Genomic DNA, 12,748 nt, shown 5'->3' with positions numbered 1-12,748 from the left:
TAAACCTATTAAGTCGTCGGCAGCGTCAGATGTGTATAAGTGACAGGGAGCACCCCGCCTCGCCCGCCGGTCAGGACTCCAACGCCGGGCGCACGGCGCGCGAGCACCCCGCCACGGCCATCGGCAAGGAGCGTGACGCACAACAAGACGACGCGCCCCGGAGGCGGCGACGGGCCCACGTGCCCTCGAGCACGGGCATCGTCGGCGTGGGCATCGCGGGGGCCGCGGCCTCCTCGTCCCGGCTGAACGCCACCGCCCGCGCCGAGCGCCGACGAGATGAGCCCGTGCCGCTGCTGGTGCGCCTGGGCGCGCAGACGGACTGGCTCAAGGATGGAGGCGCCATGAGCGTCTTCATGGCCATGGAGGGCCGGCGCATGGGGTTGGACACCCGCATCACCGGCATGACGCTCGACGCGGACGACGGCTCCGACAAGGTGGACCGAATCACGCTCCTGAGCGCGCGGGTGACGGCGGCCTTGTGGGCCAGCTCCCGGGGACGCATGCGCGTGGAAGCGGGCCTGACGAGCGCCCACGCCGCCAACATCATCTTCGTGGGCCCCAGCTTCGGCGCGTCCGTGGAGGCCTGCATCGGCGCCTCGCCGATTGACCTGGAGGCGCGTCTGAACGCCACGCCCTTTCCGCACCGCCAGGTGGACGCCCAGGCGGGCCTCGCCCTGCACCTGGGCACCTTCAACCTGCGCGGCGGCTGGCGCGCGCTGTACCTCAACGACGCCGGACACGTGGACGGCGTCGAACACGAGGAAGGCTTCGGCGGGCCGTACTTCGGCCTGGGCCTGACCTTCTAGCAACACGGCGGGCCGGAGCCGCCCACGACAGGGAGCCCCGGCCCTCCAGCTTCTACTCGTCAGATGCCGCGGCCATGGGGACCGAACCGCCCCCACCGCCAATGTCCGCCACCGTGGTGAGCCCCGAGGACGGCCGCTTGCCGGTGCCTCGGCGCTTGGGAGGCGGCGCCAGCTTCGGCTCCGAGCCGAACAACCGCTCGTACGTCTCCGGCCCGTTGATGTTCACAATCACGCCCGGGTCCTTCAGCGGCACCCGGCGCACCTTCATGTTCTTCAGCACCGCCTCGAGCTGCTCGCCCGACTCCGCGCGCAGCCGCTCCGCCGCCGCACGCGACAGCAACACCGGCCAGCCAGGTGCCCCTTCGAACTCCGGACGCAGCGCCTCCTCCGCTTCCCCCATCAACTTGAGCAACGACTTCACCGTGGTGGCGCGGAGCGCTGGCATGTCCACCGGATGCAGGAGCACGACGTCCGCTCCGGCCTCCATCGCCGCGTCCAACCCCACCTTCACCGAGACCATCTGGCTGTCCTTCCACTGCTCGGACTCCACCAGGTCCAGCCCCGGATGCTGCTCGCGCACGGCCTCAGCATCCTTCCCCACCACACCCAGCACACTGCATCCCGCCTTGCCAAAGGTCGACGCCAGCGACTGAAGGAAGCTCTTGTCGCCTTCGTGCAGGATGAGCGCCTTGGGGTGGGCCATCCGCCGGGCCTCGCCCGCTGCGAGGATGATCGCCACTGCCTTCATACCAAGCCTCCTCCGTCCCCCGGGGAATCGAGTGCCAGCTGGCCCGGGGCCACCGGGAACAGGCTGTGGCCTCCCCGGTGGTTTTTGAGCCCACCCCCCGGTGCTAGCCGTCAGCCGGTCCCCAGTCACTTCGCGAGCCTCCTGAGAGGAGCGCGAGGGCGCGCGAGCGGTGCCGGAAGGAGCACGGGCCGCCTGCTCGTTCGTACCACCCCGGAGGCTTGCCTCCTGTGTCCCCCGGCCACCTGCTCGCGCGCGGCTCAATGCAACCACCGTTGCGCGGGCGCGTGGAGCAGCAGCGCCGAGGCCGGTGTGGACACGGCGGTCTTTTCTTCCGTGCTCGCCAGCGCCTTGGCGGTCAGAATTTCAGCCAGCCGCGCCAGCGGCGCGAAGGCGGACAGGCGATGCAGCTCGTGCTGCGACACCTCGCCCAACCACGCTCCGTTGTGGCCATCCACCACGGGGAGCGCGTGCACCCCGTGACGGTGCATCACCTGAAGCGCCGAGAGGACGGTGTCCTCCGGGAAGAGCGTCACGGCATGGGCAACGAGCATCTCGAACTCAGGGCTGCGGCACATCGTCACGGAAGGCCTCCAGAAAAAGCAGGCGTCAGGCGCCTCTGATCCATCCCTAAGCAAGGGCCTTGCCGGGCCGATGCGACTTCCGAAAGGCGACACACAACCCGGGACGCCTCCCGCGCGATAATCCCCAGGCAGACCGCCACCCCCCTCGACGCGTCCCCCCGTGGAGCCTCCGCGATGAGCATCAAGACCCCGCCTTCCTCCACGCCGTCCGCCGCACCGCGTCGAGCCCCGGAGCCCGTGCAGCCGCAGAAGGCGGAGGCCCCCAAGCCCAACCTGCTCGAGCGGATGGGCCAGGGCCTGCAGAACGTCGCCCGCGCGGCCAACCAGGTGGTGGACCGGTTCGAGGCGAAGCTGCCGGACCTGTCCAAGCTGGGCCTGCCCCAGCTCGCCGGCACCGGCGGCAAGCCCTGGGAGGGCATCACCCTCACCGGCAAGCCGCTCCAGATTCCGCTCAACAAGCTGCTGGACGTGGACCTGGGCGACCTTCGCAAGGTCCTCGAGCGCGTCCTGCCCCCCAAGATTGACGACAAGCAGGGCAAGCAGCTCGTCGAGCAGACCCAGCAGTTCCGCGACACGCTGGGCCAGGTGCGCTCGCTGTCGGCGCAGCTGGACATGCTGCCCTCCACGCACCCGCGCTACGCGCAGGTGAAGGCGGCGCTGGAGAAGGCGGAAGGGGCGCTGACGCAGCAGACGGGCTACACGCGGACCACCGCGCCGCGCCCGGGCTCGCTCTGGTTGGACCCGCAGTTCCTGGCGAAGGAGCTTCCCAACGGCCAGGTCCACGCCAGCCGCTTCCCCACGGGCACGCCGGTGACGAAGCCGCCCGCGGCGCTGGACATCGTCGCGGGGGGCGACGCGAAGAAGGCCGCCGAGTACACCGCCTCCGTCGCCCAGAACCGCGCCGAGGCGGGCATGCCGGTGCAGGGCGGCGAGCCCATGGGCGTGCACCTGAGCCTGGAGGGCGGTGGCGGCAAGGGCAAGCGCTACGCCGCGATGCTGACGGAGATGCGCGAGATGGGCGTGGTGCCGGTGAGCCTCACGGGCACGTCCGCCGGCTCCATCGCCGCCGCGTTCGCCGCCACGGGCGCCACGCCGAAGCAGGTGGAGGACGTGGCCAAGGATCCGCGCCTGGGCAAGCTGTATGACCTCGACCTGGACATGAACGACGGTGGCCTGCTCAACGGCCAGGCCGCGTATGACCTCTTCGACCAGAAGCTGCGCGAGCTGACCGGAATCACCGACCGGCCCGTGACGTTCGCCGACCTCAAGATTCCCCTCCAGCTCGTCGCCGCCAAGGCCTACGACAGCGCCGTCCCCAACGGCGGCTTCAAGAGCGCGCAGGACCGCATCTTCGTCTTCAGCCAGGAGACGACGCCGGACACGCCCGTGGCGCTCGCCATGCGCGCCTCCATGGCCATCCCCGGCGTCTTCGAGCCCGTGCAACTGGTGGACCCCGTCACCGGTCGGCAGATGCACCTGGTGGACGGCGGCACGCTGGACAACCTGCCCATGGGCTACAACAAGAACGACCTGCCGCAGATTGGCGCGTCGCTCCAGACGCGCGGCGGCACGCACCCGTCCAACGGCACCGCCCAGCCCAAGCCCCTGCCCACCGGCCAGCTCGACACGGATGACGTGGTGTGGAACGGCTTCAACGGCCTGGCCCTGCTCAAGGACAACGCCACCGAGGCCCAGGACTGGCGCGACAAGGCGAAGCCGGGCGCCAACCAGTTCATGCTCAGCGTCCCCACGTGGAACCTGGACAACCCCAAGCAGTCCAACAGCGTGCTGGGCTTCGGCTACGACAACAAGGTGGACCCCATCCTGGATGGACAGACGCGCGAAGTGACGCGCGACTTCCTCCGCGAGTTCATGGACGACATGAAGGTCCCCGGCTCGCGCGGCACCAACATGGTGACGCAGGTCCCCAAGGACCTGAAGTTCAGCGAGCCCGTCGAAATCTGGGGCGAGAAGTTCCAGGTCACCTACAACGGCGGAGACACCGTCGTCGCCACCGCCGCCAATGGCAAACGTCACGAAGTGAAGCTCGGCCAGAAACAGATTGAGTCCATCTGGCTGGATGGCCAGGCGTTCAACGACTTCGGCGCCCAGCTGTCTCACACGCTGAGTGACGTGCGCAGCGTGCGTCCTTCCTGGTTCCCTTTCTGACACACCGTGCGGGGCTTGCGCCCCCGCTGCAAGGTTGAACCTCCAGACACCTTCACGCACCCGGGACGCCTTGAGGCGCACCCGGGTGTCGTCGTTACGGTGGCTCGCATACATCCCCCTGGGAGGTCTTGATGCAAGCGGAGCGAGGGCGGGCCTGGGTGCCCTGGCTGGTGACGGTGCTGGTGGTGCTGCTCGCGGGCGGAGTGCTGTACCTGGCGCACCGGGGCTCGGCGCAGGCGCAGGCCCAGGCGGAGGAAGCACGCAAGCTGGCGGACGAGGCCACGGCGCGCACGCGTGACGCGGAGGCCGCGCGCAAGCAACTGGAGGAGAAGTACGCCGCGCTGGAGGCGGAGCACGCGAAGCTGTCCTCGGAGAAGGAGCAGCTCAGCACGGAGAAGGAGCAGCTCTCCCAGACGGTGCAGGAGCAGGAGGCGGAGCTCGCCAAGCTCAAGGACACCTACGACGACCTGCAGGACAAGATGAAGGCCGAGATTGCCGAAGGCGCCATCAAGCTGTCTCAAGCCAAGGGCCGCATCCAGGTGGACCTGGTGGACAAGGTGCTCTTCGACTCCGGCGACGCGAGCATCAGCAAGCGCGGCCAGGAGGTCCTCAAGCGGCTGGGCGGCGTGCTGGCCAAGGTCGACGACAAGGCCATCCAGGTGTCGGGCCACACGGATGACTCGCCGCCGTCGCAGAAGCTTCAGGCCACCTTCCCCACCAACTGGGAGCTGTCCGTGGCGCGCGCCGTCAACGTGGTGCGCTTCCTGGAGGAACAGGGCGGCGTGCGCTCTCGCAGGATGATCGCCGCCGGCTACGGGGAGACGCGGCCGGTGTCCGCCAACGCCACCCCTCAGGGCCGCGCGCGAAACCGGCGCATCGAGGTGTTGCTGATTCCGGAGCTGCCCGCGAAGAAGGCCGCCCTCAAGACGGCCCGGGACACGCGCTAGCTACTTCTTCTTCACCGACTCCAGCAGCTTGCGGAAGGACTTCTCCGAGGCCGCCACCGTCTTCTCCGGGCCCGTCAGCTTGAAGAAGAGGGCGCCCTCGGGGCCCTCCACAATCGCCCCCAGCAGACGGAATCCGGGCTTCGGCGTGGAGGGGCCCATCATCGGCCCGCCGCCCATGTACGTGCCCTTCACGTCCACCGTCGTCACCGGCATCCCGTTGAGCTTCTCCGCCTTCGTCTTGGCGACCTTGTCCACCGGCTTGCCATCCGCCGTCTGGAACTGGCCCAGCCACCGCTTCACGTTGGCGTCCACCGCGCCGCCCTGCCCCTGCCCGAAGTAGAAGACCGCCAGCTCCCCGCCCTCCGCGTCCCCCTTCGCCGCCGGCAGCTTGTACGTCGCCGCGCGCATCGGTCGCTCACCCTGCGCCGCCCACTCCGCGGGCGCCGTCCACGCCAGTCCTCCGGCCTCCTCCGCGGACGCCGCCATCGCCATGCACATCACCAGCACACCCAGCAGTCGGTTCATCCGCTCAGCGTACCGGTGATTGGCGTCAGCGCAGTGTGTCAAAGACAGCCGGTGCCACTCGCGCGTACGCCGAAGCATGGGTGACACAACGCGTCAAGTCCCGTCGCTTCCGGCCAACCCAGGGACGTGGTACGCCACGCGACTGTCACCTAGTCCTGAAGTCCAAACTTGGACTCGGAGGGGGTTGTACCCATGAAAAAGGCGTTGTTCCTCGGGGCTCTGGCCCTGGGCACGGTAGCGTGTGATCCGGACATCATGCAGGACGACCCGCCGAATGCCGCGGACGTCGTCGTGGCGGAGTTCGACCCCTCGGCGTCTCCGGCTGTCGTGCCGTCTCCGAATGACTTGGCCATCGCCAAGTTGCCGGATGGCTCGAACATCGTCGCGGCGCCCATCAATCCGAATTCGCCTGCCGCCGAGCAGGAGTTCACTCGGGACTATCTCAATACGCTCAACGGCTTCCCGACGTCCGCCATCTCGACGACGACGGTGAAGGGCCTGAACGCGGAGACCGTCAACGCGACGACGGTCAAGTTCATCGACCTGTACGAAGGCACCCCGCTGGCGAAGCCCGTGACGCCGACCATCGGCTACCGCGAGGCCAGCAATCAAATCACCGTCATCCCGCCGCAGCCGCAGGGCTGGCCCAAGGGCGGCCGCTACGCGGTGGTCCTCGTCGGTGGCCAGAACGGCCTGAAGACGGCCGCGCCGAACAACAAGCCCATCATCGGCTCGGCCACGTGGTCCCTCGCCAGCTCGCGCCTGCCGCTCGTCAACTGTCCGGGCCAGGACCTGACGTCCCCCAACTGCACCCTCGCCACGGAGCTCATCCCCTCCACCAAGTCGGACCCGGCCGAGCGCCTGGCGGACCAGCTCAACAGCGCCAAGCGCCTGGAGCAGCTGCGCCTGGGCTACAAGGACGTCCTCGACCTGGCGGCGGCGAAGTTCTCCATCAACCGCGACGACATCGTCCTGGCGTGGACCTTCACCATCATGGGCCAGCCGGAGGCGACGTTCGACCCGGGCACCAGCACCATCCCCTTCCCCAACGACCTGCTGCGCGTGGCCGCGACGGGCACGACGCCCGCGCACCTGAACCTGCCCGTGCCCGCCGGCACCGGCACGGTGGTGGACCTCATCAAGGGCCTGAACACCCTGGATGGCTGGTCCACGACGGCGCCCATCATCTCCGAGAACAGCGTCACCCGCGGCGTCATCGACAATGACGCGAAGCTGGACATGAACACCGTCCGGCTGGGCCGCGAGCTGCTGTTCGTCAAGCTGACCCCGGGCGGCACCACGCCCAAGGTCAAGGTGTGCCTCAACTGCGCCTCCAGCACCAAGCGCGACGGCACCCCGGCGGACCCCGCGCCCCAGCAGTTGCAGATCATCCCCGAGGTTCCGCTCGACCCCGCCAGCCAGTACGCGGTGGTGCTGCTGCGCGGCGCCAAGGACGAGAAGGGCAACTTCGTCGCGCCCACCGGTCCCCAGGCCCTGCTGCGTCTGTCCGCGCCGCTGGCCATCGACGGCAAGAGCCAGGTCGCCGCCGTCCCGGACGGCAACGCCGTCGCGCTGGAGCCCATCCGCGCGGGCATGAAGCCCCTGTTCGACTCGCTGGAGGCCCAGCACATCGCGCGCAAGGACGTGCTGCTGGCGTGGGTCTTCACCACGCAGAGCACCCACTCCGTGCTCGGCGCGCTGAACCAGGCGCCCGCCCCGGTGCCGACCACGCCGCTTTACCTGGTGGACCAGACGCCCCAGCTCACCGGCGCCATGACGGCCAACGGCCTGGAGCACACCAACGTGGGCAAGGCCCTCGTCGGCGCGTTCCTGACGCCCAACCTCCTGGATGACACCAACGGCGCGCTCAACCCCGCGCGTCCCACCCGCCTGGACCACGTCCCGTTCTGGCTGTTCGTGCCCGCCTCGGCGCCTCCGGCCGGCGGCTACAAGGTCGTCGTCTTCGGTCACGGCCTGGGCAGCAACCGCACCTCCGTGCTCCCCATCGTCAACAAGCTCAACGAGGCGGGCTACGCGGTGGCCGCCATGGACACCGTGCTCCACGGCGAGCGCACCAGCTGCGCGGGCATCACCGCCGCGTCGGGCCTGGGCACCATCACCACTCCGGACCAGGCGTGCGCCGCCGGCTCCACCTGTGACGTGACGGTCAACAGCCCCACCTACGGCCGCTGTGTCGCTCCGGCGACGGCCAGCGCCTGCAACCCCGGGGCGGGTGGCGACCTGTCCTGCCAGGCGATGGGCCAGGGCGTGTGCAGCGTGACGACGGCCAAGTGCGAGGGCGGCGACTTCCTGCGCGCCAACGCGAACTCCCCGCCGGCCGTCTCCAGCTGGAACTTCCTCAACCTCACCAACCTGTTCGCCACGCGCGACAACTTCCGCCACCACGTGGTGGACTTCTCGCAGTTCACCCGCGTGCTGGCCAGCGACGGCCTGCGCACGCAGCTGGGCAACGTCGTCCCGGGCGCCACGCTCAACGCGGCCACCGTGGACTACGTGGGTCAGAGCCTGGGCGGCTTCCAGGGCGCGCTGTCCGCGTCCGTGAACACCCGCGTGCGCCGCACCGTCCTCAACGTCCCGGGCGGCGATCTGGTCGACGTGCTCCTGACGTCCGCCAACCCGACGTTCATCGCCCGCCGCGATGGCTTCCTGAACTTCCTGGGCACCGTGGGCCGCATCCCCGGCACCCCGGCGTTCGACGAGTTCATCGTGCTGGCTCGCACCATCCTGGACCCGGCCGCTCCTCGCAACTACGCCTGGAAGCTGGAGAACCTCGAGGGTGCTCCCGCCGAGCGCGAGGCGTTCATCCAGTACATCAAGGGTGACGAGGTGATTCCGAACCCGGTGACGCAGGGGCTCATCGCCGCGGCCAACCGCGACAGCACCCGCACGGTGCAGAACTACATGGCCGAGGTCGACCTGCTGCCCACGTCGACGCGGCACGTGTTCCTCCTCATCGCCGACCCGTCCGACCCGGGCAACCCGTTCCTGAAGTCCGTGCGCGACACGGCCCAGGCCCAGGTCGTCAGCTTCCTCAACACGGGCACCGCGGCCACTCCGTAACGGACAGGACTCAGGGGAATGACTCACATGAAGAAGACACTGTCCCTCGTAGCGCTGCTGGCCGCTGGCTCCTCCCAGGCCGCCGGCTTCCAGATCAACACCCAGAGCGCCCGCTCCACGGGCATGGGCAACGCGGCGGCCGCGTGGCTGGACGACTCGTCGGCCATCTACTCGAACGCCGCGAACATCCTGGGTGTGAACAAGCTGGACGTGCAGATTGGCGACACCGGCATCCTCCCCGGCATCAAGTTCACCCCGGTGAACGGCGCCGAGCAGGGTCAGAAGACGACGCTGTCGCCGCCTCCGCACCTGTTCGCCGTGTACAAGCCCTTCGACCGCTTCGCGGTGGGCGTGGGCGTGTACACGCCGTTCGGCGCGAACAGCCGCTGGGTGGATGACTTCGTGGGCCGCTTCAAGGCCCAGGAGTCGGCCATGGCCGTCTACAACATCAACCCCACCGCCGCGTTCCAGCTCCACGAGCGGTTCCGCGTCGGCGCGGGTCTGGACATCTACCGCGGCACGCTGGAGCTCAAGCGCGCGCTGGGCTTCGTCGAAAGCGAAGGCCAGGTGCACCTGGGCGGCGCGTCGTGGGGCATCGGCTACAACCTGGGCGTGCAGGCGGTGCTGCTGCCCAAGTACGTCACCATGGGCCTGCACTTCCGCAGCACCGCGGACCTGACCTTCAAGGGCAACGCGGACTTCCAGAACGTGCCCGCGGAGTTCCAGGCGCGTCTGCCCGACGGTCCGGTGGAGGGTGACGTCACGCTGCCCGCGACGGTGGCGTGGGGTATCGCCGTCACCCCGTTGGACAACCTGCGAATCGCCTTCGACGCCAACTGGGTGGACTGGTCCTCGTTCCAGGAGCTCGCCATCGAGTTCCCGGAGAACCCGGCCATCAACAACCCGCTGCCCAAGCGCTGGCGCGCGAAGTGGAACTACCACCTGGGCGCCGAGTACGGCGTGACGCCCGCCCTCCAGGTCCGCGCCGGCCTCATCCTGGACCCGGCCCCGGGTCCCGGTGGCACGCTGACCCCGGACCTCCCGGACGCGGACCGCTTCGGCGTCTCCGTGGGCGCGGGCTACCGCTTCGGCTCGGTGCGCGCTGACTTCGGCTACCAGTTCGTCAGCCTGGCCGACAACGAGAGCTCCGCGCCGGGCATCTCCGGCACGTACAACGGCTCCGCGCACGTGTTCGGCCTGACGCTCGGCTACTCGATGTAATCGCAGTCAAACGTCCGGCCCGCATTCATGCGGGTCGGATGTCCTCTTCGCCCGGGTCTCCCTCATGGGGGCCCGGGCGTCGTCGTTTCAGGGGTCCGGCTCAGACGCGCAAATCTCCATCATGCAGCACGCGGCCGGAGGCCAGCACGCGCGCGGAGTTCTGCAGCCGCTCCGTGCCCATGCGCATGAGCAGGCCCTTCGTGCCGGGCTGGCTGAGCAGGTGCTTCTCGAAGGCGGCGCGCGGCAGTTGCAGCACCACGCCCTTCACGTCGGCGCGCACCGTGGCGGACACCGGCTTGTCCAACAGGAGGGAGATTTCGCCGAAGACGTCCCCCTCGCGCAGCTCCGCCAGCGGCATGCGTCTGCCACCCGGCTGCTCCAACCACGGCGTGCACTTGCCACGCAGCAACACGTAGAAGGCATCCCCCGGCTGGCCCTGCGCCATCAGCACCTCGTCGGGCACCACGGCGCGCAGCCGGAAGTCGAGGGAGAGCGCCGCCTTCTGCTCCGCCGTCAGCCGACTGAGCAGCGGGTTGCTGCGGAGCAGGTTGTCCACCAGTCGGCGCCGGTAGAAGTCCTCCAGCACCTCGCCCACGCCAGGGTGACGCACCGCCACCGCCGTCAGGCTCGCGCGCGTCAACTCCAGCAGCACGGCGCGCTCGGTGGCGACGACGCTGGCCAGGCGCGGCCCTTCCGACACCAGCGCCAGCTCGCCGAAGAAGTCCCCGGGCACCACCGAGCCCACCACGCCGCGCTCGCCGTCCTCCAGCGCGCGCACCACCTCCGCGCGGCCTTCCACCAGCGCGAACATGGACGCGCCCGCCGCGCCCTCCTCCACCACCGCCTGTCCCGGGAAGAAGGCGCGCACCTCCAGCACTCCCACCAGGGCCACGAAGTCCTCGCGGCTCAGCCGGGAGAACAGCGGCACGGGGCGCTCCGCGACGACGCCAGGACACAGGGCGAAGCGCTCGGCCAGCGCCCGCGCGCAGCGCAGCCTCATGGCGTCGGTGGCGCCCAGCCGGGCGAGGGCGACACACGCGGCCACCGCGCGCAGGGGCTCATCCACCTTCGCCCACGCCAGCGCCGCCGTCTCGTGGGCCGCCGCGGCGTCGGCCTTCCTGCCCAGCCACTCCAGCAACTCCGCCACCCGCTGGTGCACGTCCGCGTCGTCCGGGGTGGACTTCGAGAGGCCCTGGTACTCGGCCAGCGCCTCCTCCAGCTTCCCCTGGCTCGCGAGCGTCACCGCCCGCTCCTTCCCCACGACGTGCATGTCCGCCATGCCGCCATCCTACCGCCACATGGAGTCCTACGCGCTCAACGCGCGCACCCGCTCCGCGAGGTTGTGGGTGAACAGCCGGTAGATGCGCAGGGCCGCGGCCTCGTGCGTGGCCAGGTAATGCTGGAAGTCCACGCGCGTCACCCTCAGCGCGCGGACGGACGAGCGTGAGCGCACGTGCGCGGACGTGGGTCCATCCAGGATGAGGGAGATTTCACCCAGCCAGGCGCCGGGCCCCAGCGTGTTGAGCTGGCGAGCGTCCAGCCCCGGCCCGGTGAATACGTCCACCGTGCCCTCCAGCAGCACCAGCAGGCCCGTGCCCCGCGCGCCCTTCTCCAGCACCGTGGTGTCCCCGGGGATGGCCACCTGCTGCGCCATGCGGAACAAGTCCTTCAAATCCTCCAGCGCCAGCTCGCCGAAGATGGGGATGGCCTTGAGGTACTCGTACCCGTCCGGCACGGCGCTCGCCACCGGCGCGGGCTCATGGAACGCGGACGTGCCGTCGCCCAGCCCCAGGTGGCGCAACAGGCGCAGGTGCTCGGCCTGGAGCACGTCGTCCTCGCGCGCGGCCGCCGACTCCTGCCGCGCATCCGCCAGCAGCACCAGCGCGCGCCAGGACTCTCCCTGCTCGTCGAGCAGCGCGCACATGCGCAGCACCGCCTCGCGACGCCGGGGATGCTCGGGCGGCACGCCGCGCAGCGCCTCCAGCTCCGCGTGCGCATAGCCCAGCGCGTGGTACAGCTCCGCGGCCTCCAGCGGGCGCTGCGAGCGCGTGAGGCACTGGGCCATGGACTCGCGCGCATGCAGCGCGCGGTACAGCTCCAGGGCCCGCTCCAACGCACCCGCGCTCTCGAAGGCCGCAGCCGCGCGGGCCCGCTCTCCGGCGCGCAGCCACGCCTCGGCCGCCAGCATCGGCGCGCCTGCCTGCTCATGCAGCGCCGCGGCTTCCGAGTCCGCGCCCTGCGCTTCCAGGAGCCGGGCCGCGCCCGCGAAGTCCCGCGCGCGCCGCAGCACGTCCACCAGCGCCGAGCGCGCCTGCGCGGGCACATTGCCGGACTCCTCCAGCACCCGCTCGCGCTGCACCGGGGACAGGTCCTCGTAGGACCGCACCGCCACGTCCACCGCACCCTGCATCAGTGCCTCCCACACCGCGCGGCCGGGGGCTCCCACGGGCACACCCCACCCCTTGGCGCCCTCATCCGGAATGAGGTCGGACACCTTCGCGGCCCCCGCCATGTCGTGCTCCCCCCTGCGGCAATGTCTCCCACGTCCGTAGCAGACCGGCCGCCAGGAGGCGAGCCCTCCGCGCGCGCCTCCTCCCGTCGACACGAAAGTGGTGGGTGCATGACCTTCCACGCACGGGATGTGGCGAAGCAACGCACCCGTGCTTCCAC

The 12,748-nt window shown here is 70.0% G+C and carries 9 protein-coding genes; 4 read left to right on the top strand and 5 right to left on the bottom strand.

Annotated features, from left to right (window positions below; genetic code table 11):
• Nucleotides 1–858: 858 nt before the first annotated feature.
• Together HUW62_RS09380 and HUW62_RS09375 are read right to left on the bottom strand one after the other, a co-directional pair.
• Entirely contained in the window at nucleotides 859–1,554 is a 696-nt protein-coding gene (locus tag HUW62_RS09380; protein ID WP_163869924.1) for an NTP transferase domain-containing protein, read from the bottom strand.
• Nucleotides 1,555–1,811: 257 nt separating this feature from the next.
• A complete protein-coding gene (locus HUW62_RS09375; protein ID WP_176434227.1) occupies nucleotides 1,812–2,129 on the bottom strand; it encodes a CBS domain-containing protein in 318 nt (105 codons plus the stop codon).
• A 180-nt stretch (nucleotides 2,130–2,309) separates the two neighbouring features.
• Between HUW62_RS09375 and HUW62_RS09370 the strand changes: the two genes are divergently transcribed.
• Nucleotides 2,310–4,304 carry a patatin-like phospholipase family protein gene (locus tag HUW62_RS09370; protein ID WP_176434222.1) on the top strand — a complete coding sequence of 665 codons (1,995 nt, stop codon included), beginning with the start codon at nucleotides 2,310–2,312 and terminating at the stop codon, nucleotides 4,302–4,304.
• Between the two features lie 131 nt (nucleotides 4,305–4,435).
• Entirely contained in the window at nucleotides 4,436–5,251 is an 816-nt protein-coding gene (locus HUW62_RS09365; RefSeq protein ID WP_163869922.1) for a flagellar motor protein MotB, read from the top strand.
• Here HUW62_RS09365 and HUW62_RS09360 read toward each other — a convergent pair whose 3' ends face one another.
• Nucleotides 5,252–5,776, bottom strand: a complete 525-nt coding sequence (locus HUW62_RS09360) for a hypothetical protein (protein ID WP_176434221.1) — start codon at nucleotides 5,774–5,776, stop codon at nucleotides 5,252–5,254.
• A gap of 192 nt (nucleotides 5,777–5,968) precedes the next feature.
• On the opposite strand from HUW62_RS09360, the gene HUW62_RS09355 reads away from it, so the two are divergent.
• Together HUW62_RS09355 and HUW62_RS09350 are read left to right on the top strand one after the other, a co-directional pair.
• Nucleotides 5,969–8,857 (top strand): hypothetical protein, encoded by a 2,889-nt coding sequence (locus HUW62_RS09355; protein ID WP_176434220.1) that lies wholly within the window; start codon nucleotides 5,969–5,971, stop codon nucleotides 8,855–8,857.
• A 27-nt stretch (nucleotides 8,858–8,884) separates the two neighbouring features.
• Complete coding sequence (locus HUW62_RS09350; protein ID WP_163869920.1) at nucleotides 8,885–10,078, top strand: OmpP1/FadL family transporter; 1,194 nt, start codon at nucleotides 8,885–8,887, stop codon at nucleotides 10,076–10,078.
• A 100-nt stretch (nucleotides 10,079–10,178) separates the two neighbouring features.
• Here the strand turns inward: HUW62_RS09350 and HUW62_RS09345 are convergent, their stop codons facing one another.
• The gene (locus HUW62_RS09345; protein ID WP_163869919.1) at nucleotides 10,179–11,357 is read right to left on the bottom strand and encodes a cyclic nucleotide-binding domain-containing protein; all 1,179 of its coding nucleotides are present in this window, start codon (nucleotides 11,355–11,357) and stop codon (nucleotides 10,179–10,181) included.
• 27 nt (nucleotides 11,358–11,384) lie between these two features.
• Entirely contained in the window at nucleotides 11,385–12,590 is a 1,206-nt protein-coding gene (locus HUW62_RS09340; protein ID WP_163869918.1) for a cyclic nucleotide-binding domain-containing protein, read from the bottom strand.
• Nucleotides 12,591–12,748: the final 158 nt, after the last annotated feature.

It is taken from the genome of Myxococcus sp. AM011 (genome assembly GCF_013372595.1).
GTDB classification, from domain to species: Bacteria; Myxococcota; Myxococcia; order Myxococcales; family Myxococcaceae; genus Myxococcus; species Myxococcus eversor.
This window is presented reverse-complemented; position numbering and strand designations above follow the sequence as displayed.